This is a genomic window from Allobosea sp. 47.2.35 (assembly GCF_024655635.1).
In the GTDB taxonomy this organism is placed as follows: domain Bacteria; phylum Pseudomonadota; class Alphaproteobacteria; order Rhizobiales; family Beijerinckiaceae; genus Allobosea.
This window is the reverse complement of record NZ_JANLGI010000006.1, coordinates 77,368-98,673: the sequence shown is the minus strand read 5'-3', so window position 1 is coordinate 98,673 and position 21,306 is coordinate 77,368. Positions and strand designations below refer to the sequence as shown.

Sequence of the window (21,306 nt, the reverse complement as noted above, 5' to 3'; positions counted from 1 at the left end):
CATGCTTGATCTCGTCCTCACCCAGACCCTGAACGGCCTGGCCTCGGCGTCGTCGCTGTTCCTGGTGGCGTGCGGGCTGTCGATCATCTTCGGTGTCACGCGCATCGTGAACTTTGCCCATGGCTCGCTCTACATGCTGGGCGGCTATCTGGCCTTCACGCTGGTGAGCTGGCTCGGGCCGGCCGATCCGCTCGGCTTCTGGGGCGGCGTCATCCTCGCCGTGCTGCTGACCGGCCTCGCCGGCGTGCTGATCGAAGTCCTGATCCTACGACGGATCTATCAGGCGCCGGAGCTGTTCCAGCTGCTCGCGACCTTCGGCGTCGTGCTGATGCTGCAAGACATCGCGCTGGCGACCTGGGGGCCGGAGGACAAGCTTGGCCCGCGTGCGCCGGGCTTCCGCAGCTTCGTCATCCTGTTCGACAACCGTTTCCCGAGCTACGAGCTTTTCCTGATCGCGGTCGGGCCGGTCGTGCTCGGCCTGATCTGGCTGCTGTTCCACCGGACGCGCTGGGGCGTGCTGATCCGGGCGGCGACGCAGGATCGCGAGATGGTCAGCGCGCTCGGCGTCAACCAGCGCCTGCTCTTCACCTCGGTTTTCGCCTTTGGTGCCGCGTTGGCGGGGCTCGGCGGTGCGCTCCAACTCCCGCGCGAGGCGATCAACCTCCACATGGATTTGTCGATGATCGCCGAGGCCTTCGTGGTCGTGGTGGTTGGCGGGCTCGGCAGCGTGACGGGAGCCTATTTCGCTGCCGTGCTGATCGGCGTGCTCCATGCCTTCGGCATCCTGATCCTGCCGAAGATCACGCTGGTCCTCGTCTTCCTGGTGATGGCGGCGGTGCTGATCGTCAGGCCGCACGGCCTGCTCGGCAAGGCGGCGAGCGAGCCGCGCGGCCATGCCGGCCAGCTCTTCCTGTTGCGCCCGGCCGACGGCGCGGCCAAGCTGTTCGGAGCCGTGGCGCTCGGCCTGCTGGCGCTGGCGCCGCTCGTCGTGCCGGATCATGTCATCCTGACCCTGACCGATCTCGTCATCTTCGCCGTCTTCGCCGCCTCGTTGCATCTGCTGATGGGGCCGGGCGGCATCACCTCCTTCGGCCATGCCGCCTATTTCGGCCTCGGCGCCTATGGCGCGGCGCTGGCGGTGAAATGGCTGGGCAGCCCGATGGAGGAGGCTCTGATGCTGGCGCCATTGATGGCCGGCATCGCGGGCGCCATCTTCGGCTGGTTCTGCGTGCGGCTTTCGGGCGTCTATCTCGCCATGCTGACGCTGGCCTTCGCCCAGATCGCCTGGGCCACGGCCTTCCAGTGGGTCGACCTCACCGGCGGCGACAACGGCATCCTCGGCGTCTGGCCCTCGGCCTGGGCGGTGCCCAAGACGGTGTTCTACTATCTCGCGCTCGCCATCGCCGTGCTGGTGATCGTGGCGTTGCGCGTCATCATCTTCGCGCCCTTCGGCTATGCCTTGCGTGCCGGCCGCGACAGCCCCTTGCGGGCCGAGGCGATCGGGCTCGATGTCGGGCGCCTGCAATGGGCGGCCTTCACCATCGCGGCGATCGCGGCCGGCATCGCTGGCGGGCTCTTCGCCTTCTCGAAAGGCTCGGTCTTCCCGACCTATATGGCGATCCCGCGCTCGGTCGACGCGCTTCTGATGGTGCTGCTCGGCGGTGTGCAGACGGTTGCCGGGCCGGTCATCGGAGCCTTCGCCTATATGGGCCTCAACGAGCAGCTCATGAAGCTGACGGCCTATTGGCGCTTCGTGCTGGGCCTCTCGATCGTGCTGCTGGTCGTGCTGTTCCCGCGCGGTCTCGTCGGCACCTGGCTGTTCTGGCGCTCCCGGCGCGAGAGCGCCACGCAAGCGACGGCGGCGGCATGAGCGCACCCGTGCCCCCCGTGCTGGAAGCCCGCGATCTCGCCCGCTCCTTCGGCGGCGTGAAGGCGGTCGACGGCGTGTCGTTCTCGGTCGAGGCCGGAAAGCTTGTGGCCCTGATCGGCCCGAATGGCGCCGGCAAGACGACCTGCTTCAACATGCTGAATGGGCAGCTCAAGCCCGATCGTGGCGAGGTGCTTCTGGCGAGCCGGCCGATCACCGGGCTGGAGCCACGCAAGGTCTGGCGCCTCGGCGTCGGCCGCACCTTCCAGATCACCGCGACCTTCGCCTCGATGACCGTGCGCGAGAACGTCCAGATGGCACTGATTTCGCACGCCGGAAAGAGCTGGCGCCTGTTCGGCCGCGCCGACCGGCGCCGCGTCGAACCGGCCGATGCCTTGCTCGATCAGGTCGGCATGACCGGGCAAGCCGAGCGCGCCTGCGGCGTGCTCGCCTATGGCGACCTGAAGCGCGTCGAGCTCGCGGTCGCGCTCGCCAACGAGCCGAAGCTCCTGCTGATGGACGAGCCGACCGCCGGCATGGCGCCGCAGGAGCGCATCGCGCTGATGGCACTGACCGCCCACATCGCGCGGGAGCGCGGCATCGCCGTGCTCTTCACCGAGCACGACATGGATGTGGTCTTCGCCCATGCCGATCGCGTGCTGGTGCTCGATCGCGGCCGGTTGATCGCATCGGGGACCAGCGCCGAGGTCCGTAACGACCGCCAAGTGCGCGCGGTCTATCTCGGCTCCGGCGCGACCTCGGGAGGGCATTGATGGCGGCGCTCCTCGAACTGGTGGGCGTCGAGGCCTGGTATGGCCGCGCCAAGATCCTGCACGGCGTCGGCTTCTCGGTCGACTCGGGTGAGGTCGTCGCGCTGATGGGCCGCAATGGCGCCGGCAAGTCGACCACGATGAAGACGGTGATGGGGCTGGTGCCTGAGCCGAAAGGATCGATCCGGTTTGAGGGCAAGAAGATCGCCGGCCGCGAGCCCTTCGCGATTGCCCGGCTCGGCATCGGCTATGTCCCGGAGGACCGGCGCGTCTTCTCCGACCTGACGGTGATGGAGAATCTCGAGGTCGGCCGTCAGCCACCCCGCAAGGGCGCGCCGCATTGGACGCCGGAGCGCCTGTTCGATCTCTTCCCCAATCTCGGGCGCATGCGCGACCGGCCGGGCGGCGCCATGTCCGGCGGCGAGCAGCAGATGCTGACCATCGCCCGCACGCTGATGGGCAATCCGCGCCTGCTGCTTCTCGACGAGCCCTCGGAAGGGCTTGCGCCGGTCATCGTCGAGGCGATGGCGCAGACGATCCGCGTGTTGAAGGGCGAGGGGTTGTCGGTGCTGCTCTCCGAGCAGAACCTGCATTTCGCCGGCAGCATCGCCGACCGCGCCGTCATCATCGAGAAGGGCTTGATCCGCTTCGACGATACGATGGCCGCGCTCAAGGCTGACGAGGCGGCGCGGAGCCAGTATCTGGCGGTCTGAAGCCCGAGAGCAGGCGCCGCATCACGCCGAGCAGCGGCTCGACTTCAGGCTCGGCCATCGGATCAAGCGCGGCGATGGTGATCGCCTTGGCGCGCTCGACATAAGTCGGCAGCAATTCGCGGCCGCGCTGGCCGAGCTGAACCAGCACGCGGCGCTTGTCGTCGGGATCGTGCAGGCGCTCGACCAGTCCGCGCTCGGCAAGGCGGGTCACCACGCCCCGGATCGTGGCCGGGTCCATCGCCGTCATGCGGCCGAGCTGGTTCTGGGAAATCCGCCCATCGACCGCGAGTCGGCAGAGCACCGCGAATTGCGGCGGCGTCGGCCCGTCCTCGCCCATCATTTCCAGGAACATCGCGACATAGCGCTGCTGCATCTGCCGCAGCAGGAAGCCGAACTGTTCGTCCAGGACATAGCCGGCGAGATCGACCGGCTCAGGTGTCGCGGAATCGGCCTGGCCGCTGGCCGTGCGGTGATGCCGGCCGAGCCCGTCTTCCGATTCCTCTGCGCGATCCATGCTGGCTCCGGGTGGCGATTCTGCCGATTGGCGGCAGCGATGTTGTTCCGGATCATATGTGTTCGTTCGATCGCGATACAGCGCTCAAACGAAACATCCCGGGGGGCCGTCTGGCCACCCGGGATGTGTCTGCATCGGTTCTGAAGCGCGAGGGCTATCAGCCCAGCGACATGGTCAGCGGCGGCTTCACTTCAGGCGGCAGCGGTGAGGTGTAGCCTTCCTTGCCGAGGCGGGCCTTGTGGTCGGCCTTGGCGGCGGCCATCAGGGCCGGGTCGCTCAGCACGGCGGCGCCGGTCGCGGCCATCGCCTTGGCGACATGGACCATCGCCTTGTGCGCGGCGGGGGACTTGCCCTGCGCCACGACCTGCCAGGTGTGGAACGGCGTGCCCATCGCGACGGTCGGCGCATGGGCCTGCACGGTCGGCACCGCCCAGCTCACGTCGCCGATATCGGTCGAGCCGATCGCCGGGTTGCGCTTGGCGTCGCGCGGCACGAGGAAGTCGGCGAGCGGGGCGCCGGTATCGGGCATGCCGATCGTGCGCCAGATCGAGGCGATCTCCTGCGGCGAGAGCGTGGCGCGGATCTTCTCGGCATAGGCCTTGTCGGCATCGTCGAAATGCGGCGCGCCGAGCTCGCCCATCACCTTATGCATGGCCTCTTCGAGCGGCGTGTTGGCGACGAGATCGGAGACGGCGCTGACGATGCGCATCTCCATCTTGGTTTCCGTCATCAATGCCGCGCCTTCGGCGATCTTCTTCACGCGCTGGACGAGCTCCAGCATGCCGCGCAGGTCTCGGGCGCGGATCGAGTAGCGCACGCGGGCATGAGCCTGGACGACGTTGGGCGCGATGCCGCCGGTGTCGAGCAGCGCGTAGTGGACGCGGGCGTCGGAGGGCATGTGCTCGCGCATGTAATTGACGCCGACATTCATCAGTTCGACGGCATCGAGCGCCGAACGGCCGAGATGGGGCGCGGCAGCGGCATGCGAGGCGCGGCCGGTGAAGACGAAATCGGCGCGGGTATTGGCGAGGGCGAGGGCCGGAGCGACCTCCCAGAAGCTCGACGGGTGCCACGAGATGGCGACATCGGCGTCGTCGAAGGCGCCAGCGCGGACCATGAAAGCCTTCGCGGCGCCGCCTTCCTCGGCCGGGCAGCCATAGTAGCGCACGCGGCCGGGGATCTTGTTCTCGGCGAGCCACTCCTTCATCGCCACCGCAGCGAGCATCGCGGCCGAGCCGAGCAGGTTATGGCCGCAGCCATGGCCATGGCCGCCGGCCTCGATCTCCTTGTGCTCGGAGGCGCCGGCTTCCTGCGACAGGCCGGGCAGGGCGTCGTACTCGCCGAGGAAGGCGATGACCGGGCCGCCTTCGCCGGCCTCGCCTATCACGGCGGTCGGGATATCGGCGACATTCTCGGTGATCTTGAAGCCCTGATGCTTCAGCTCTGCAATATGCTCGGCGACGGAGCGCTTCTCGGTGTAGCACACCTCCGGCATGCCCCAGACCCGGTCGGAGAGCGCGATCAGGCGCTCCTTGTTCGCATCGACATGCCGCCAGAGATCGTTTCGATTGTCCATTGTCGTTCCGCCTGGAGAACGCCCTGGGCGCTCCCCGTCTTTCGTTGAGAGGCGGATTCCCCGACGGGGCCGATGCGGCCGGGCCGGACCCGCCTCTGGTGGGCAGCGGCATATGAGCAATCTCGCACCGACACGTCCAGACATTCAGCGCATGGCGGAGCAGCGTCTCAGGCTTTGCCTTGCGTCGGCGTGGTGGCTGCGAAATCGGCGAGGATCGGGCAATCCGGCCGGTGGTCGCCATGGCAATGCGTCGCCAGATGCCGCAGCGTGTCGGCCATGGCCTTGAGTTCGGCCGCCTTTTCCTCGAGCTCGCGCACATGTGCCATGGCGAGGCTCTTCACATCGGCGCTGGCCCGGCTCTTGTCGCGCCAGAGCGCGAGCAGTTCGCGGGTTTCCTCCAACGAGAAGCCGAGATCGCGCGAGCGGCGCACGAAGCGCAGCGTATGCACGTCGTCGGCGGCATAGACCCGGTATTGCGCGGCCGTGCGGGCCGGCGCGGTGATCAGGCCGATGCTCTCGTAATAGCGGATCATCTTGGCGCTGACGCCAGAGCGGGTCGCCGCTTCGCCGATATTCATCTCAGGCCTCCACCTGAAAGCGCTTCAACCTGAGCGCATTGCTGACGACGCTGACGCTCGACAGCGCCATGGCAAGCCCGGCGAAGACCGGCGAGAGCAGGATGCCGAAGGCCGGATAGAGCACGCCCGCCGCGACCGGGATCAGCAGGGCGTTGTAGCCGAAGGCCCAGGCGAGATTCTGGCGGATATTGGCGATCACCGCCTGCGACAGCGCAATCGCACGGGGCACGCCCATCACGTCGCCGGACATCAACACGACATCGGCGCTTTCGATCGCGATATCCGTGCCAGTGCCGATGGCGATGCCGACATCGGCCTGTGCGAGCGCAGGCGCATCGTTGATGCCGTCGCCGACGAAGGCGACCTTGGCGCCGCGGCCCTGCAGCCGCTTCACCACCTCGGCCTTGTCGGTCGGCAGCACCTCGGCCCAGACCTCGTCGATGCCCAGGCCGCGCGCCACCGCTTCCGCCGTGCGCCGGTCGTCGCCGGTCACCATCGCGACCTTGAGGCCGAGCTTGTGCAGGGCGGCGATGGCCGCGGGCGTGGTCTCCTTCACCGCGTCTGCGACGGCGATGACCGCAGCGATCTTGCCGTCGATCGCGGCATAAAGCGGAGTCTTGCCGGCCTCGGCCAGCGCCTTGGCGCGGGCCGCGAAGGGCGCGATGTCGAGCTTGGCCTCCTCCATCAGGCGGTGGCCGCCGATCGCGACCTTGCGGCCCTCGACAGTCGCGGTGACGCCGCGGCCGGGATCGCTGGTGAAGTCGGCCGGCTCGGCGAGGGCGAGATTGCGAGCCTTGGCGGCCGCGACCAGCGCCTGCGCAAGCGGATGCTCGGAGCGGTTCTCGGCCGAGCCGACGAGGCGCAGCACGTCGTCGGCCGCGAAGCCGTTCGCCGGCTCGATATCGGTGAGCTCGGGCTTGCCCTTGGTCAGCGTACCCGTCTTGTCGAGCGCGACGATCTGGACGTCCTTGAGCGCCTGCAAGGCGTCGCCCTGCCGGAACAGGATGCCGAGCTCGGCGCCGCGACCGGTGCCGACCATGATCGAGGTCGGGGTGGCGAGGCCCATGGCGCAGGGGCAGGCGATGATCAGCAGCGCGACGGCATTGACCAGCGCATGCGACAGGGCGGGGCTCGGGCCAAATGTCAGCCAGACGGCGAAGGTCAGCAGAGCCAACCCGATCACGACCGGCACGAACCAGAGCGTGACACGGTCGACCAGCGCCTGGATCGGCAGCTTGGCGCCCTGCGCGGCCTGAACGGTGCGCACGATCTGGGCGAGCAGCGTGTCGGAGCCGACCTTCTGCGCGGTGAAGCGCAATGCGCCCGAGCCGTTGACGGTGCCGCCGGTGACGGTGCTGCCGGCCTCCTTGCGGACAGGGGCGGGCTCGCCGGTGATCATCGATTCATCGACGAAGGAAGAGCCGTCCGTGACCTCGCCATCGACCGGGACGCGTTCGCCCGGCCTGAGGATGACGACGTCGCCGGGGCGCACGCTATCGACGGCAATATCGCTCTCGGCGCCGTCGCGCAGCACCCGGGCAGTCTTGGGCTGGAGCGCGATCAGGCTGCGGATCGCGGCGCCGGTCCGGCCCCTGGCGCGGGTCTCGAACCAGCGGCCGAGCAGGATCAGCGTCACGATCACCGCGCCGGATTCGAAGTAGGTGCCCTCCGTGCCCGCCGGCAGCAGGTCCGGCAGGAAGGTCGCGACGCTGGAATAGAGATAGGCGGCGCCGGTGCCGAGCATGACCAGCGAGTTCATGTCGGGCGCCAGTCGCAGTAGCGCCGGGAAACCCTTGCGCAGGAAGACGAGGCCCGGCCCGAACTGGACGATGGTCGCCAGCACGAAGGAGAAGACGCGGACATTCCATTCGCCGAAGGTGCCGGCGAGCCAATGGTGCAGGGAGGGAACCATGTGGCTGCCCATCTCGACGACCAGCAGCGGCAGAGTCAGCAGGCCGGCGATGATGACGGAGCGCAGCAGCTTGCCCTGTTCCTCGTCCTTGGCGGCCTGTCGGCGCGTGTCGGCATCACCATCGGCCGCGATGATCGGGCTCGCCTCATAGCCGGCGCCGGCCACGGTCTTCGTCAGGGCAGGGATGATCTCGCTCCCTGCGAGCGTCTTCACGCTGGCGCGCTCGGTCGCGAGGTTCACGGTGGCCTCGACCACGCCCGGCACCGCGCGCAGGGCCTTCTCGACATGGCCGACGCAGGAGGCGCAGGTCATGCCCGAGACCGACAGTTCGATCGCGGTCTCGACCGGGGTGTAGCCGCTCTGGCGGACCGCTGCCTCGATCTGCTTCAGGTCGGTGCCGTCCTTGGCGAAGCTGATGTGAGCACGTTCGGTCGCAAGATTGACCGAGACCGCATCGACGCCCGGCACCGCCGCGATGGCGCGCTCGACATGGGCGACGCAGCCCGCGCAGGTCATGCCCTCGACGCCCAGATCGAGGGTTTCGAGGTCGTTCCTGCTCCTGTCGATGACCGTCATCGCCGTCTCCTTCATGGTGATGACGAGCGATATAGTCCTTCCCATGATGGGAAGGTCAAGCTTCATTCCATGACTTTTTGGGAAGGTTGTGCGGCGCCCGGCTCAAGGCATCTCGACCGAGACGCTCTTGATCACTGCATGGACCGGCTTACCGGGCGCCAAGCCGAGCAGGGCGACGGATTTCGCCGTGAGGCGCGCCGCCAGCTTCGCCTCGCCGCAAGCGATGAGCAGGTGCACGGTGCTGCCGCCGGTGCCGCTGCGCTCGCCGATCTCGGCAATAGGGCCCGACAAAACGTTAAGCGCGCTGATCTCGGCTGGCTGGCCGAGGCTGAGCATCACATCGCTGGCGAGGATGCGGATCTTGATGCGCTGGCCCTGCCGCAGCGCGCCGCGTGCGATCGTGAGCGGCCCGGCCGGCGTCGTCAGACACGCCAGACCAAAGGCGTCCTCGAAGCCGGCGACTTCGGCGGATAGCAGCGTGCTCGCCTCCGGCGCGCCCGGCCGCGCCGCCAGATCGGGCCGGGACAGAATGTCCGCCGTCGGACCGCAAGCGGCGACGCGCCCGTTCTCGACCATGGCGACAGTGGTAGCGAGGCGCGCGACCTCGGCCAGCGCGTGCGAGACATAGACGATGGGGATGCCGGCCTCGTCGCGCAGGCGCTCGATATGCGGCAGAATCTCGGCCTTGCGGGCTTCATCGAGCGCCGCCAATGGCTCGTCCATCAGCAGGAGACGCGGCTGCGCCAGCAAGGCGCGGCCGATCGCGACGCGCTGCTTCTCGCCGCCGGAGAGCGCACCGGGGCGGCGGCGCAGCAGATGGCCGATGCCGAGCAGCTCCAGCACCTTGTCGAGCTCGGCCGGCCTGCGCTGCGCGCGCGGCACGAACCAGTGTCCGAAGAGCAGGTTCTGCCGCACGCTGAGATGCGGGAAGAGCCGCGCCTCCTGGAAGACATAGCCGATGCGGCGGCGGTGCTTCGGCAGGAAGATGCTGCGTTCGGTATCGACCAACGTCTCGCCATCGACGCGGACATGGCCGAAATCGGGGCGGATCAATCCGCCGATGACATTGACCAGCGAGGTCTTGCCGGAGCCCGAGCTGCCGAACAGGGCGGTCAGCCGCCCATCGGAGGTGAGGGAGGCATCGAGGCTGAAGTCGCCGAGCCTGTGGCGGACGGCGATGTCGAGAACAGCAATCATTCGACGTTGATCCGGCGGCCGACGATGCGGGCCATCAGTTCGGAGAGGATGAGCGCGGCGACAGAGATCGCGATCGAGATCAGCGTCAGGCGCATCGCGCCGGCATCTCCGCCGGGCACCTGCGTGAAGGTGTAGATCGCGGTGGGCAAGGTCTGTGTCTCGCCGGGGATGTTGGAGACGAAGGTGATCGTCGCGCCGAATTCGCCCATCGCCTTGGCGAAGCACAGGATCATGCCGGCGATGATGCCGGGCAGGCAGAGCGGCAAGGTGACCGTCAGGAAAACCCAGATCGGGCTGGCGCCCAATGTGCCGGCGGCGGATTCGAGCTTGCGGTCGACCGCTTCGATCGAAAGTCGGATGGCACGGACCATCAAGGGGAAGCCCATCACCGCGCAGGCCAGTGCCGCGCCGGTCCAGCGGAAGGACAGCACGATCCCGAACCAGTCGTAGAGGAACTGCCCGATCGGCCCGCGCCGGCCGAAGCCGACGAGCAGCAGGTAGCCCGTCACCACCGGCGGCAGGATCAGCGGCATATGGACGATGGCGTCGAGCAGGGACTTGCCCCAGAAGCGCCCGCGCGCCAGCAGCAAACCAACGCCAAGCCCCAGCGGGAGGCTCGCGACCATCGCGGTCGTCGCGACGATGAGGCTGAGCCTCACCGCCGTCCATTCTTCAGGCGATAGCCAGTCGGTCACGAAGCGGCAATCACGATGAACTGGCGGCCTTGTTGAGCACCGTGAAGCCCTGCTTCTCGAAGACGGGCCGGGCGGCGGCGCTGCGCAGATAGGTCAGGAAGGCCTGCGCGTCGGGATTGGCCGAATCCTTGGTGACGGCGACCGGGTAGACGATCGGCGGATGCGAATCCTCGGGGAAGGTCGCGACGACCTTGACCTGCGGGTCGGCGGCGGCGTCGGTCGCGTAGACGATGCCGAGCGGGGCCTCGCCGCGCGAGACCAAGAGCAGCGCGGCGCGGACATTGTCGGCCTGCGCGATCTTGTCCTTCACCTTGTCCCAGGCGCCGAGCTTCTCCAGCGCGGCCTTGCCGTATTTGCCGGCCGGGACGGAATCGACATTGCCCATGGCGAGCCGGCCTGCGCCAACGGCCCCCGCGACATCGGCGCCGGGCTTGAGATCGAGCCTGGCGGTCGAATCCTTGCCGGCGACCAATACGATCCGGTTGGCGAGCAGGCTGACGCGGGTGTCCGGCTTGATCAGGTTCTTGCCCGCAGCATAGTCCATCCAGTCGAGATCGGCCGAGACGAAGAGATCGGCCGGCGCGCCGTTCTCGAGCTGCTTCGCCAGCGTGTTGCTGGCGGCATAGGAGATCTTCGGCGCCGGCTTGCCGCTCTCCTTGACCCAGTTGGCGGCGGCCTCGTCCAGCGCGTTCTTCATGCTGGCGGCGGCGAAGATCACGAGGTCCTTCGTCTGCGCCTGCGCGGCGTCGAAGGCGGGCGCGAAGCTCACGGCAAGGGCAAGGCCCATGCCCAGCAGGGTGCGGCGCTTCAACATACTGTTCCTCGCTCGAATTTGTCGTTGTATATCGCTGGGTATAACGATGGTTGCCGCGCGGTTCGAGCCAAGTCAAGGCGGCACCACGCCATGGCGATTTCAATGCGAGTGCAGGCGATCGTTCAGCCTGCCTAGAGACTCTTCAGGATGAGCCACTCGCCGCTGCTGGTGACCTCGTTGGCCTCGATGAAGCCGATCGACAGGTAGAAGCCCAGCGGGCTGTGCTCGCCTCGGACGACGCTGGCGCTGAGCGTGGTGATGCCTTGCGCCTTCAGCAGCGCGAAGGCCTGCTCCAGCGCGGCGCGGCCATAGCCTTTCCCTTGATGCCGCCGGTCGACCATGAAGCGCCAGAGATAGGCGGTGCCGGGCTTGTCGTCGTCGCGCCAGAGCATGAAGCCGACGGGCTCGTCCCCGGCATAGATCGCCCGGAAGGTCGCGCGCGGCTCGAAATGCGCCTGCGCGATCGAGATCGCGACCGGCGCGACATAGTCGCTCTGCTCCTCCGCGACCTCGAGTCCGCAGATGGTGCGGACCGTCGCCGCGGTGATCTCGCGCAGCTCGACAGGCATAGGCATGTTCCTGTTCACCCGTGCGGGTGCTTGTGGATCGGGTCGACCCAATAGACCTCTTCAGGCTTCTCGACCGGGTCGACATCAGTGATGTTGACCACCACCGCCTCGTTGTCGGAGCGCACCAGCACGCATTGCAGCGGGTTGTCGGGATCGGCGTTGATCTCCTGATGCGGCACGAAGGGCGGGACGTAGATGAAGTCGCCCGGGCCGGCCTCGGCGACGAATTCCAGCCGTTCGCCCCAGCGCATCCGCGCCTTGCCGCTCACCACATAGATCACGCTTTCGAGCTCGCCGTGATGGTGCACGCCCGTCTTGGCATTGGGCTCGATCGCGACGGTGCCGGCCCAGATCTTCTGGGCGCCGACACGGGCGTGATTGATCGCGGCCTGCCGGAACATACCCGGCGTCTGTGCGGTGTTGGGATCGAGCTTGTCGCCGGAGATGACGCGCACGCCGTCATGCTTCCAGCGCGGCTCGCCGTCATGGCTGTGATCGTGCGGATGGTCGTGATCGTGAGAATGATCGTGGCCCATGGCAGTCTCCCGCTCACGCCTGCTTCGCCGGTCCGGTCGCGACAGGCCGCTCGCCCATGCCCCATTCGGACCAGGAGCCATCATAGATCGCCCTGGCCGGCTTGCCGACGGTCTCGAGCGCGGTCGACAGGATCACGGCCGAGACGCCCGAGCCGCAGGTCATGATCGAGGGCTTGTCGAGATCGACGCCGGCATCCCGGAACAGGCCGACGATCTCCTCCGGGGATTTCAGCCGGCCGTCAGTGGTGAGCTGCGACGACGGCAGGTTGAGCGAGCCGGGAATATGGCCGGAGGCCAGGCCCGGCCGCGGTTCCGGCGCCTCGCCGCGGAAGCGATCGGCCGCGCGGGCATCGACCACCTGGATCGCCTGCGAGGCGGTGGCGCGCGCCACATCGTCCGCGCTGGCAACAGCGCCGTTGTCGAGCCTTGCGGTGAAGCTGCGGGGCTGGCGCGCCTTCGGGCTGTCTTCCTCGACGGGGCGTCCCTCGGCCAGCCATTTCGGGAAGCCGCCATCGAGGATGACGACATCGCGTGCGCCGAACACCTTGAAGGTCCAGCGCACGCGCGGCGCCGCGAAGAAGCCGAGCCCGTCATAGACGACGATACGCATGCCGTCGCCGATGCCGAGCGCGCCGGCGGCCGCCGCGAATTCCGGCGCCGAGGGCAGCATATGGGGCAGGGATGAGCGGCTGTCCTTGATCTTGTCGATGTCGAAATGGACGGCGCCGGGAATGCGGCGCTGCGCATGTTCGGCCGCGCCGTCGCGCTTCTGCGCCGGCAGGTACCAGGAGGCATCGACCACGACGATATCCGGTGCGTTCAGGCGCTCGGCCAGCCACTCGGTCGAAACGAAGACGTCTTCACGGGCCATAAGCGTATCCTCTGGGCATCAGCTTTGGTGTTCTCAGGCGAGCGCGATCCGGACGCGCCGGTTCTGCTTGCCCTTCTTCTCGATATCGGTGACCACGACCGCGCCGATCTCGGCGGTGTTGCGGACATGGGTGCCGCCGCAGGGCTGCAGGTCGATATCGCCGATGGCGACGAGCCGGACGCGGCCCGAGCCGCGCGGTGGCTTCACCGACATCGTCTTGACGAGACCCGGATTGGCGTCGAGCTCCTCGTCGGTGATCCAGCGCTCGGTCACATCAGCATTGCGGGCGACCAGCGCATTCAGCTTCTCGCTGACCTCCGCCTTGTCGAGCCCGCCCTCCGGGATATCGAAATCGAGCCGCCCGTCGCCATCGCCGATCGAGCCGCCGGTGACCGGGAAGGCGAGCACGACGCTGAGCAGATGCAAAGCGGTGTGAATGCGCATCCGCTTGAAGCGGCGCTCCCAGTCGAGCACGGCAGTGACCGCCTCGCCCGGCGCCGGCAGTGCCTGCCCCTCGGCCGGGACATGGATGACTCGGCTCTTGTCCTCGGGATCGTAGATCGTGGTGGCGATGACGATCTGGCTGCCATCGGCACGGCGCAGATACCCGGCATCGCCAGGCTGGCCGCCGCCGGTCGCATAGAAATGGGTGCGGTCCAGGATGATGCCGCCGCGCTCGTTCACGGCTTCGACCGTCGCGGGCGTTTCCTGGAGATAGGCATCCTGGCGGAAGAGCAGTTCGGTCGGCATGGTCTCGTGTCTCTTGAGTGGCGCCAGCGCGCCTTCGCGGCGCAGACTGCACCGATTGCCGCCGGGGTGCCACCGCGTTGGCGGGATAGCGGGGATGATTTCCGCTGCATGGCTTTCGGCCGGGCGATTTGATGCCTAGATGACTACCCGCCAACCCGGAGCCAGCATGGCCTCAGCCCGCATGAAGCCGCAGGACGGCGTCGCCTGGATCACCGGCGCCAGCTCCGGCATCGGGGCCGCGGTCGCGCTCGAACTGGCGCGGCGAGGCTGGACCGTGGCGGTCACGGCCCGACGATTGGAAGCGCTGGAACGCTTGGCTCGCAGCGCCGAGAGCCTGCCTGGCCGCATCGTCGCCCATGCCGGCGACGTCACCGACGCGCAGGGCATGCGGGATGTCGCTGACGCGATCGAGAGCATCCATGGCCCGATCGCGCTGGCCTTCCTGAATGCCGGCATCGCTTCGGGGCGGGGCAAGGCGGTCGATGTCGAAACCATCGAGGCGGTGGTCGGCGTCAATCTGCTGGGCGTCGCCAAGAGCTTCTTCGCGATCCAGCCGCGCATGGTCGCGCGTGGAGCGGGCCAGATCGCGGTCAACGCTTCGCTCGTCGGCTATCGCGGCCTGCCGGGCGCGGCCGCCTATGGTGCGGCCAAGGCCGGTGCCATTCATTTCTGCGAATCGATGCGCTTCGATTGCGAGGCGGCCGGCATTCGCCTGCAACTGGTCAATCCCGGCTTCATCGAGACGCCGATGACGGAGGGGCGTCGCTTTCCCATGCCGTTCCTGATGACGGTGGAAGAGGGTGCGCGGCGAATCGCCGACGGGTTCGAGCGCGGCGGCTTCGAGATCACCGTGCCGCGCCGCCTCGCCTTCATCCTGAAGCTGGCGCGCCTGCTGCCTTATCCGGTCTATTTCGCGCTGATGCGCCGTTTCGCCGAACGGAGCGGCTGAAACGCGTCAGCTGCTGCGAATCGCGGCGAAGGCATCGAGCGCCCGCTGGCGGCCGAAGGCGAGATCGACGAGCGGGGCAGGGTAGGTCTCGCCGATTCGAACGCCCGCCTCGCGCAGCGCCTTCTCCGAGGCCTTCCAGGGCTGGTGGATGTCCTTGTCGGACAGTCCCGCCAATTCCGGCACCCATCGGCGGACGTAGGCGCCCTTGGGATCGTGGGTTTCGCCCTGCGTCACCGGGTTGAAGATGCGGAAATAGGGCGAGGCATCGGCGCCCGAGCCCGCGACCCATTGCCAGCTCGCGGCGTTGTTGGCCGCATCGGCATCGACCAGCGTGTCCCAGAACCAGGCTTCGCCGGCCCGCCAGTCCTGCAGCAGGTGCTTGATCAGGAAGGAGGCGACGACCATCCGCACGCGGTTATGCATCCAGCCGGTCGTCCAGAGTTCGCGCATGCCGGCATCGACGAGCGGGATCCCGGACTGCCCGCGTTGCCAGCGGCGAAGAGCCTTGTCGTCGGGATGCCACGGAAAGGCGTCGAATCGCGAATCGTAGTTGCGGGTCGCCAGCTCTGGATTGTGGAAGAGCAGGTGGTGGGAAAATTCGCGCCAGCCGATCTCGGAGAGGAATTTCTCGGCGTCGCGCTCCGATCCGGCGGCTTCGCCGGCCGCGTGCGCATGCTGAAGCGCGTGCCAGACCTGCCGCGGGCCGATCTCGCCGAAATGCAGATGCGGAGAAAGCCGCGATGTCGCGGCCCGGTCCGGCCGGTCGCGGTTCTCGGCGTAGCCGGCAAGCCCGCTGCCGATGAAATCATCGAGCCGCTCCGCGGCACCGGCTTCCCCCGGCGTCCATTCTGTTCGCAGGCCGCCGGCCCAGTCGGGCTTCGTCGGTTCCAGCCCAAGGTCATCCAACGACACCGTCAGAGCCTCGATCGAAGCGGGCAGGGGCAGTGCCTGGATTCGCGTGGAGGCGGGAGTCGGAGCATCCGGCTCTCCCTTCTGACGGGCCGCGCGCCAGTACGGCGTGAAGACCTTCATCGGCTGCCCGGTCGTGGTGGTGACCTGCCAGGGCTCGTTCAGGAGATGGCTATTGAAGCTGCGGACCGTGATTCCGCGCCCGGACAGGTCTTCCTTGAGCTTGCGGTCGAGCGCGATTTCCGCCGCCTCGTAGCGGCGATTCCAGGTGACGATACCGATATCGGCCTCGGTCACGATGCGTGGCAGCAACGTGGCCGGATCGCCTTTCGTCAGCACGAGCCGGCCGCCCTGCGCTGCCAGCGCTTCGCTAAGCGTGGCGAGCGAGCGCGACAGCCACCAGCGCGAGGCGCCTCCGAGCGGGCGGCGATCCGTCCCGGTATCGAGGATATAGAGACACAGAACCGGGCCAGCCTCGGCAGCCGCGGCCAATGCCGGGTTGTCGGCCAGTCTCAGGTCGTTCCGGAACCAATGGAGCGTGCGGTCAGTCATCATGCCTCGTCCGGCTGGCGATATCGCATCGGGCGCGATCCGACATCAACGCGGCTTGTGCCGGTTCGGCGGCTGACGAGAGAAAAGATTTTTGACGACTCAGGTCGAGACGGTGCATCGCCGTTCGGCGCGTCTGCCGGGACGATATGTCGCCGGGCTCAGATTTCCAGTGGCAGATGCAGGAAGTCGGCGATCACCCAGGACAGGCCCGCGGTGCCGGCCATAAGGACCGCTACCAGGATTGCTTCGACCATGACGCTACTCCGCCTCAACAGGCAGGTGCAGCTAACTAAAATTTTAACGATTTGTAAACGAATTCCTTAAGGCGAATCACAGCCTGACGATGGCTTGGGATGGATGCTGTTGGACGATGGACGCATTGCAGGAAGCTGGCCTCGACCTCGAGCTCGGAGAGATCGGCCGGAGGCTGGACCGGTTGTTCACGGCCCGCCAGCCCCGGACCGAAGGGCGGCTCAAGCCCGGCACTTTCGAGGTTTCAGCGACGGAGGCCGGCACCGGCCGCCTGCGCGTGGTGCTGGATGCCGATCTGCCCGAGGCCGTCGGCCGGACAATTCTGAGCCTCGCGATCAAGCACGGCGCGCGGCAGGGACGGGGCGACAGCCCGCAGAAGGGCTGAAGGCGCGAGATCGGGTACCGTAAAGGCAGGCCTCCCGTCGGCAATCGGGAACCGCCAAGCGGCTCGGGCGTCCCTTCTTCATGAGCAACCCAAAAAAACCACCACTGGATTTCTGGCTCTGGCTGGCCGTCATCGGCCTCACCGTGATCGTGGCCGTGTCGTCGATGACCTTTCCCGAACGGGTTGCGCCGGATTCGTTTCCATCCCGCTCCGAGACGCGCTGAGCACGGCAAAAGAGAGAGCCCCACCGGCCGTGCCGATGGGGCTCATCTGGGCCTCCAGCCCTTGCCCGGCCGACCGTCGTCGCCGGGCACCACTCGAAAATCCGCAAGGGTAATGTCGAACGAGGGAATTGGTTCCCGGACACAGCGGAGCACGGCCCCGGGACAACGGAATGCGCGGCGGTGGCGTTCACATCGGGGGAAAAGCGCGAGGAGATCAGCGCTGGAATTCTGTTGGAGGCCTCGCCCGGAATCGAACCGGGGTGCAAGGATTTGCAGTCCTCTGCGTAACCACTCCGCCACGAGGCCTTCCTGCGAAAACGGCCGCGGCCGCTTCAGCGAGAGCGCACTAACCACAAGCCGCGCGCCGCCGCAACCCGGCATCGCAACTTCCACAGGCCAGGCGACAAATCTGCTTGGTCGGCTCGCAAGGGGCTTGCACTATCCGGATGGCACCGCTAAGACGCCGCCACGTTGTTCCCGGATAGCTCAGCGGTAGAGCAATCGACTGTTAATCGATTGGTCGCAGGTTCGAATCCTGCTCCGGGAGCCAGCTTCCTCCTCACATCGACAGATCGTCTTAACCGTCGCTGGTTTATGCCTGCGGTCAGGCGGCGCTTGCCTTTTGCGCGAGCGTCGAACAGAAAGCTGCCGAAGAACGGCGCGATCGCTGCACCGGTTCGCGGCGGCTTCCTGAGTGTCGGCCGCGCCTTGCAGCACCGGCGTCGTGGACGGAGAGTTCGGGCATGGACGATTTTACCTCGCTGCGCCGCAATATGGTCGATTGCCAGCTGCGCACCTATGACATCACCGACCGGGCCGCGCTGGCCGCGGCGGATTCGGTGCCGCGCGAGGCTTTCGTCCCCGAAAACCTCGCGCATCTCGCCTATCTCGACCAGTCGATTCCGCTGCCGGGCACCGGCCGGGCGCTGATGACCCCGATGGTCGCGGTGCGGATGATCCAGTTGCTGGACCCGCAGGCGGGCGAGGCCGTGCTCGAATATGCCGGCGGTTCCGGTTATGGCGCCGCGCTGATGGCGGACATGGGAGCGAAGGCCACGCTCTGGGAGCCCGACGACGCGGCGCGCATGCTGGCCGAATCGGCGCTGGCTCGCGCCGGCGCCGGCAGCGTGACCATCACGGCCGCTCAGCCGGCGGCATGCAGCTTCGATGCCATCCTCGTCAGCGGTGCCTGCGAGATCGCGCCCGAATCGCTTTTCCCGCTGCTGCGGCCGGAAGGCCGGCTCATCGCGGTCGAGGGCCTGGGCCGGGCGGCGCGGGTGATGCTCTATATGAAGTCCAGCGACGTCGTCTCCGGCCGGCCCGTTTTCGACGCGGCAGCGCCGGTGCTTTCGGAGTTCCGCCGTCCCGCGGCCTTCGTTTTCTGATGACGGCAGGTGTCGCATTTTTGCGGCACTGCACGAACGAAACCATTCCGGCGCCGCGCCATGCGTTGGCGAGAGGTGCCGGAGCGGGTATGGAATGTAACTCTGCCGAGGCTGGGGCGATGCCTGGGCGCGACTTTCAGTGCGCACATGAGGCGTCCAGTGCATAAACGCTACGACAAGATTTCCGGACTTGCTCTCTCCGCCGCCTTCGCTCTGGCGTTGGCCGGGGGCTGGGCGGGGCCGGTTTCGGCACAAACCATGGATGCCGCGCTCGCGCGGGCCTATTCCGCCAATCCGACACTCAATGCGCAGCGCGCCTCGGTCCGCGCGACCGACGAGAACGTGCCGCAGGCAAAGGCGGGCTACCGGCCGCGAATCACGGCCTCGGCCGATATCGGCGCCAGCATCACACAGTCGGGCATTCCGGCCTTCGCCAGCAGCTCCCCGGTCCATACCACCAACGTGTCCCGCCTCGGGCCGCGCGGTGCCGGCGTGCAGGTCGATCAGAACATCTTCGATTCCGGCAAGACCCGCAGCGCCGTCAGCCAGTCCGAATCGCAGGTGCTGGGTGCCCGCGCCACGCTGCGCAATACCGAGCAGAACGTGCTGCTCGATGCCGCGACGTCTTACATGAACGTGCTGCGCGACACGGCGATCCTCAACCTGAACCGCAACAACGTCGAGGTTCTCGAGGAGCAGCTGCGCCAGACGCGTGACCGGTTCCAGGTCGGTGAGGTGACCCGCACCGACGTCGCCCAGGCGGAAGCCCGCCTGTCATCGGCGCGCTCGCAGGCGATTCTCGCCGAATCGAACCTGAAGACCTCGGTAGCCCGCTTCCGGCAGAATGTCGGCACCGAGCCGCGCTCGCTCGCGCCGGGGCGTCCGGTCGAAGGGTTGCTGCCGAAGTCGCTGCCGACCGCGCTGAACCAGGCCCTGTCGAATCACCCGGCCATCATCGCTTCTCTTCACGGCGTCGATGCGGCGGAGCTTCAGGTCAAGGTCACCGAGGCCGATCTCTATCCCGTCGTCGGCGTGCGCGGCGTCGTCCAGCAGCGCTACGACACCCAGTTTTCCGGCGACAACCGCTTTTCGGCCAGCCTTGTCGGCACGCTGACCATCCCGATCTACGAGGGTGGCCAGGTCTATGCCCGCACGCGCCAGGCCAAGGAAACGGCCGGCCAGCGTCGTATCGAGGTCGATACCCAGCGTGACACCGTGCGCGCCGCGGTCGTCTCCGCCTGGGGCGGTCTTGAAGCGGCCAAGGCCCAGATCATCGCCGCGCAGGCGCAGGTCGAGGCCGCGTCCACCGCGCTTTCCGGCGTGCGTGAGGAGGCCAAGGTCGGCCAGCGCACGACGCTCGACGTGCTGAACGCCCAGCAGGAGCTGGTGAGCGCCCGCTCGAGCCTCGTGGTGGCCCAGCGCGACCGGGTCGTCGCCTCCTATGCGGTCCTCTCCGCCGTCGGCAAGCTTTCCGCCCAGACCCTCAAGCTCAAGGCCGAGATCTACGACGCCCGCGAGCATTACGAGCAGGTCCAGGGCAAGCTCTGGGGCACCCAGACGCCCGACGGCCGCTGATAGCGCCGCGCCAAAAGCCCCCGCGCCCGGATCGGGCGCGGCTGCGGCATCGGCATATCTGCCGCCGAATTGAATCCCCGCACAGCGCCGACGCGGCTTTTCGGCCCGATGCCATCGGGCAACAGCGCGGATTTCTCCTGTGGGAGAGCGGGTTGGCGCCTTGTCTGACATCGGCGCCGTGGAATACTGCGCTCTTGGAGCGGCGTTGATTCCATCGGCGCGCCCGTTGTCCACGGTTAGACTCATCATGAGCGCGCAAGCCAAGCCCAGCGAACCGTCAATGGAGGAGATTCTCGCCTCCATCCGCCGGATCATTTCGGACGATGAGAAGCCGGCCGAGGAGGCTGCGGCGCCGGCTCCCGAGCCCGAGCCGGAACCCGCCCCGGTTGCGGCCATCGACGACGATGTGCTCGACCTTGGGGCCGAGGCTGCGCTGGTCGCCGCTCCTGCGCCGGCGCCGGCCGCATTCCCTGATGATTCCGACATCGCCTTCGTCGATGAAGAGCCCGTTGCGGCGCTGCCGCCGGAGCCGCCCGTCGCTCCCGTCGAACCGCCGCCGGCGTTCATCCAGCCTGCGCCGCCGCCGCAGCCCGAGCCTCAGGCTGCGTTCGCGCCGATGCCGGACATGGCGAGCCTGCTGTCGGATCAGGCGAGTTCCGTCGTCACCAATGCCTTCGGCCAGCTGGCCTCGACCGTGCTGAGCAACAATGCGCGGACGCTGGAGGATCTGGTCAAGGACATGCTGAAGCCGATGCTCAAGACGTGGCTGGACGACAACCTGCCGACCATGGTCGAGCGGCTCGTCCGTGCCGAAATCGAGCGCGTCGCGCGCGGCGGCCGCAGCTAGGCGGCCGCCCGGCATTTTGACGCACATTAGCGCCGTTACTGGCCCAGCAATGACTTGGCGTTGCCGGTTCGGCGGCGCCGTGTCCGTGGCTGGGCCCGTTCGAAGGCGCCGGCTTCCCTGAGACGCATCAAGCCATAGCCCACCATGGCGAAAGCCGTCGCCGGGGCGCCGAGCCGCGAGACCAGCATGGTCAGGCCCACGGCGACCGGGCGGGGATAGCGGCCAGACGCCGCCTCGACTGCGAACCAGGCCCCCAGGGCATGGACGAAGAGCTTCATCATCGCTTCCTG

General features: G+C 67.6%; 22 protein-coding genes and 2 tRNA genes. 10 read left to right on the top strand and 14 right to left on the bottom strand.

The genetic code is table 11. The annotated features are described in order from the left end of the window. Position 1 precedes the first annotated feature (1 nt). The 3 genes from NUV79_RS09905 to NUV79_RS09895 are packed head-to-tail and all read left to right on the top strand — an operon-like array spanning position 2 to position 3,350. On the top strand, positions 2-1,870 hold the full coding sequence (locus NUV79_RS09905; protein ID WP_257732911.1) for an ABC transporter permease: 1,869 nt from the start codon (positions 2-4) through the stop codon (positions 1,868-1,870). Continuing rightward, the gene (locus NUV79_RS09900) at positions 1,867-2,640 is read left to right on the top strand and encodes an ABC transporter ATP-binding protein (protein ID WP_257732910.1); all 774 of its coding nucleotides are present in this window, start codon (positions 1,867-1,869) and stop codon (positions 2,638-2,640) included. The genes NUV79_RS09905 and NUV79_RS09900 overlap by 4 nt, the downstream gene beginning before the upstream one ends. Further along, positions 2,640-3,350, top strand: a complete 711-nt coding sequence (locus tag NUV79_RS09895) for an ABC transporter ATP-binding protein (RefSeq protein ID WP_257732909.1) — start codon at positions 2,640-2,642, stop codon at positions 3,348-3,350. The genes NUV79_RS09900 and NUV79_RS09895 overlap by 1 nt, the downstream gene beginning before the upstream one ends. Here NUV79_RS09895 and NUV79_RS09890 read toward each other — a convergent pair. From NUV79_RS09890 to NUV79_RS09840, 11 genes are all read right to left on the bottom strand, one after another. Further along, complete coding sequence (locus NUV79_RS09890; protein WP_257732908.1) at positions 3,307-3,864, bottom strand: MarR family winged helix-turn-helix transcriptional regulator; 558 nt, start codon at positions 3,862-3,864, stop codon at positions 3,307-3,309. The genes NUV79_RS09895 and NUV79_RS09890 overlap by 44 nt on opposite strands. Before the next feature lie 157 nt (positions 3,865-4,021). Next, positions 4,022-5,440, bottom strand: coding sequence for a M20 family metallopeptidase (locus tag NUV79_RS09885; protein ID WP_257732907.1), 1,419 nt, complete (start codon positions 5,438-5,440; stop codon positions 4,022-4,024). A gap of 167 nt (positions 5,441-5,607) precedes the next feature. After that, positions 5,608-6,018 carry a Cu(I)-responsive transcriptional regulator gene (cueR, locus tag NUV79_RS09880; RefSeq protein WP_257732906.1) on the bottom strand — a complete coding sequence of 137 codons (411 nt, stop codon included), beginning with the start codon at positions 6,016-6,018 and terminating at the stop codon, positions 5,608-5,610. A gap of 1 nt (position 6,019) precedes the next feature. Continuing rightward, a complete protein-coding gene (locus NUV79_RS09875) occupies positions 6,020-8,506 on the bottom strand; it encodes a heavy metal translocating P-type ATPase (protein WP_257732905.1) in 2,487 nt (828 codons plus the stop codon). A 102-nt stretch (positions 8,507-8,608) separates the two neighbouring features. Beyond that, entirely contained in the window at positions 8,609-9,703 is a 1,095-nt protein-coding gene (gene modC / locus NUV79_RS09870) for a molybdenum ABC transporter ATP-binding protein (protein WP_257732904.1), read from the bottom strand. Continuing rightward, the gene (gene modB, locus NUV79_RS09865; protein WP_257732903.1) at positions 9,700-10,398 is read right to left on the bottom strand and encodes a molybdate ABC transporter permease subunit; all 699 of its coding nucleotides are present in this window, start codon (positions 10,396-10,398) and stop codon (positions 9,700-9,702) included. The genes modC and modB overlap by 4 nt, the downstream gene beginning before the upstream one ends. Positions 10,399-10,408: 10 nt before the next feature. Beyond that, positions 10,409-11,212, bottom strand: coding sequence for a molybdate ABC transporter substrate-binding protein (gene modA / locus NUV79_RS09860; RefSeq protein WP_257732902.1), 804 nt, complete (start codon positions 11,210-11,212; stop codon positions 10,409-10,411). Positions 11,213-11,343: 131 nt separating this feature from the next. Beyond that, positions 11,344-11,781, bottom strand: a complete 438-nt coding sequence (locus NUV79_RS09855) for a GNAT family N-acetyltransferase (protein WP_257732901.1) — start codon at positions 11,779-11,781, stop codon at positions 11,344-11,346. Between the two features lie 14 nt (positions 11,782-11,795). After that, positions 11,796-12,317: a cupin domain-containing protein gene (locus NUV79_RS09850; protein ID WP_257732900.1), complete on the bottom strand. Its 522-nt coding sequence runs from the start codon at positions 12,315-12,317 to the stop codon at positions 11,796-11,798. 13 nt (positions 12,318-12,330) lie between these two features. Beyond that, entirely contained in the window at positions 12,331-13,188 is an 858-nt protein-coding gene (gene sseA / locus NUV79_RS09845; protein WP_257732899.1) for a 3-mercaptopyruvate sulfurtransferase, read from the bottom strand. A 33-nt stretch (positions 13,189-13,221) separates the two neighbouring features. Further along, positions 13,222-13,938: an alanyl-tRNA editing protein gene (locus tag NUV79_RS09840; RefSeq protein ID WP_257732898.1), complete on the bottom strand. Its 717-nt coding sequence runs from the start codon at positions 13,936-13,938 to the stop codon at positions 13,222-13,224. A 166-nt stretch (positions 13,939-14,104) separates the two neighbouring features. On the opposite strand from NUV79_RS09840, the gene NUV79_RS09835 reads away from it, so the two are divergent. Beyond that, a complete protein-coding gene (locus NUV79_RS09835; protein WP_257732897.1) occupies positions 14,105-14,887 on the top strand; it encodes an SDR family NAD(P)-dependent oxidoreductase in 783 nt (260 codons plus the stop codon). 6 nt (positions 14,888-14,893) lie between these two features. On the opposite strand, the gene NUV79_RS09830 is transcribed toward NUV79_RS09835, so the two are convergent. After that, on the bottom strand, positions 14,894-16,351 hold the full coding sequence (locus NUV79_RS09830) for a cryptochrome/photolyase family protein (RefSeq protein WP_257732896.1): 1,458 nt from the start codon (positions 16,349-16,351) through the stop codon (positions 14,894-14,896). A 367-nt stretch (positions 16,352-16,718) separates the two neighbouring features. Between NUV79_RS09830 and NUV79_RS09825 the strand changes: the two genes are divergently transcribed. After that, positions 16,719-16,985, top strand: coding sequence for a hypothetical protein (locus NUV79_RS09825; protein ID WP_257732895.1), 267 nt, complete (start codon positions 16,719-16,721; stop codon positions 16,983-16,985). A gap of 80 nt (positions 16,986-17,065) precedes the next feature. Next, a complete protein-coding gene (locus NUV79_RS09820) occupies positions 17,066-17,209 on the top strand; it encodes a hypothetical protein (RefSeq protein WP_257732894.1) in 144 nt (47 codons plus the stop codon). A gap of 232 nt (positions 17,210-17,441) precedes the next feature. On the opposite strand, the gene NUV79_RS09815 is transcribed toward NUV79_RS09820, so the two are convergent. Next, positions 17,442-17,515, bottom strand: a tRNA-Cys gene (locus NUV79_RS09815). Positions 17,516-17,684: 169 nt separating this feature from the next. Here NUV79_RS09815 and NUV79_RS09810 point away from each other — a divergent pair. The 4 genes from NUV79_RS09810 to NUV79_RS09795 all read left to right on the top strand — a co-directional run bounded on the left by NUV79_RS09810 (position 17,685) and on the right by NUV79_RS09795 (position 21,016). Beyond that, positions 17,685-17,759 (top strand) — tRNA-Asn (locus tag NUV79_RS09810). A gap of 193 nt (positions 17,760-17,952) precedes the next feature. Continuing rightward, positions 17,953-18,594 (top strand): protein-L-isoaspartate O-methyltransferase family protein, encoded by a 642-nt coding sequence (locus NUV79_RS09805; protein WP_257732893.1) that lies wholly within the window; start codon positions 17,953-17,955, stop codon positions 18,592-18,594. Positions 18,595-18,753: 159 nt separating this feature from the next. After that, on the top strand, positions 18,754-20,169 hold the full coding sequence (locus NUV79_RS09800) for a TolC family outer membrane protein (protein ID WP_257732892.1): 1,416 nt from the start codon (positions 18,754-18,756) through the stop codon (positions 20,167-20,169). Positions 20,170-20,416: 247 nt separating this feature from the next. Then, a complete protein-coding gene (locus NUV79_RS09795) occupies positions 20,417-21,016 on the top strand; it encodes a PopZ family protein (protein WP_257732891.1) in 600 nt (199 codons plus the stop codon). Between the two features lie 35 nt (positions 21,017-21,051). Here the strand turns inward: NUV79_RS09795 and NUV79_RS09790 are convergent, their stop codons facing one another. Further along, positions 21,052-21,294: a hypothetical protein gene (locus NUV79_RS09790; protein ID WP_257732890.1), complete on the bottom strand. Its 243-nt coding sequence runs from the start codon at positions 21,292-21,294 to the stop codon at positions 21,052-21,054. Between the last annotated feature and the right edge of the window lie 12 nt (positions 21,295-21,306).

What these genes read in the sequence shown, in the direction of transcription:
- NUV79_RS09805 (WP_257732893.1), top strand. Translation starts at nt 17,953, where the DNA reads ATGGACGATTTTACCTCGCTGCGCCGCAATATGGTCGATTGCCAGCTG.
- NUV79_RS09840 (WP_257732898.1), bottom strand. Translation starts at nt 13,938, where the DNA reads ATGCCGACCGAACTGCTCTTCCGCCAGGATGCCTATCTCCAGGAAACG.
- NUV79_RS09795 (WP_257732891.1), top strand. Translation starts at nt 20,417, where the DNA reads ATGAGCGCGCAAGCCAAGCCCAGCGAACCGTCAATGGAGGAGATTCTC.
- NUV79_RS09885 (WP_257732907.1), bottom strand. Translation starts at nt 5,440, where the DNA reads ATGGACAATCGAAACGATCTCTGGCGGCATGTCGATGCGAACAAGGAG.
- modC (WP_257732904.1), bottom strand. Translation starts at nt 9,703, where the DNA reads ATGATTGCTGTTCTCGACATCGCCGTCCGCCACAGGCTCGGCGACTTC.
- NUV79_RS09830 (WP_257732896.1), bottom strand. Translation starts at nt 16,351, where the DNA reads ATGATGACTGACCGCACGCTCCATTGGTTCCGGAACGACCTGAGACTG.
- sseA (WP_257732899.1), bottom strand. Translation starts at nt 13,188, where the DNA reads ATGGCCCGTGAAGACGTCTTCGTTTCGACCGAGTGGCTGGCCGAGCGC.
- NUV79_RS09875 (WP_257732905.1), bottom strand. Translation starts at nt 8,506, where the DNA reads ATGACGGTCATCGACAGGAGCAGGAACGACCTCGAAACCCTCGATCTG.
- NUV79_RS09790 (WP_257732890.1), bottom strand. Translation starts at nt 21,294, where the DNA reads ATGAAGCTCTTCGTCCATGCCCTGGGGGCCTGGTTCGCAGTCGAGGCG.
- modA (WP_257732902.1), bottom strand. Translation starts at nt 11,212, where the DNA reads ATGTTGAAGCGCCGCACCCTGCTGGGCATGGGCCTTGCCCTTGCCGTG.
- NUV79_RS09835 (WP_257732897.1), top strand. Translation starts at nt 14,105, where the DNA reads ATGGCCTCAGCCCGCATGAAGCCGCAGGACGGCGTCGCCTGGATCACC.
- NUV79_RS09850 (WP_257732900.1), bottom strand. Translation starts at nt 12,317, where the DNA reads ATGGGCCACGATCATTCTCACGATCACGACCATCCGCACGATCACAGC.
- NUV79_RS09820 (WP_257732894.1), top strand. Translation starts at nt 17,066, where the DNA reads ATGAGCAACCCAAAAAAACCACCACTGGATTTCTGGCTCTGGCTGGCC.
- cueR (WP_257732906.1), bottom strand. Translation starts at nt 6,018, where the DNA reads ATGAATATCGGCGAAGCGGCGACCCGCTCTGGCGTCAGCGCCAAGATG.
- NUV79_RS09905 (WP_257732911.1), top strand. Translation starts at nt 2, where the DNA reads ATGCTTGATCTCGTCCTCACCCAGACCCTGAACGGCCTGGCCTCGGCG.
- NUV79_RS09890 (WP_257732908.1), bottom strand. Translation starts at nt 3,864, where the DNA reads ATGGATCGCGCAGAGGAATCGGAAGACGGGCTCGGCCGGCATCACCGC.
- NUV79_RS09895 (WP_257732909.1), top strand. Translation starts at nt 2,640, where the DNA reads ATGGCGGCGCTCCTCGAACTGGTGGGCGTCGAGGCCTGGTATGGCCGC.
- NUV79_RS09855 (WP_257732901.1), bottom strand. Translation starts at nt 11,781, where the DNA reads ATGCCTGTCGAGCTGCGCGAGATCACCGCGGCGACGGTCCGCACCATC.
- NUV79_RS09900 (WP_257732910.1), top strand. Translation starts at nt 1,867, where the DNA reads ATGAGCGCACCCGTGCCCCCCGTGCTGGAAGCCCGCGATCTCGCCCGC.
- NUV79_RS09825 (WP_257732895.1), top strand. Translation starts at nt 16,719, where the DNA reads ATGGACGCATTGCAGGAAGCTGGCCTCGACCTCGAGCTCGGAGAGATC.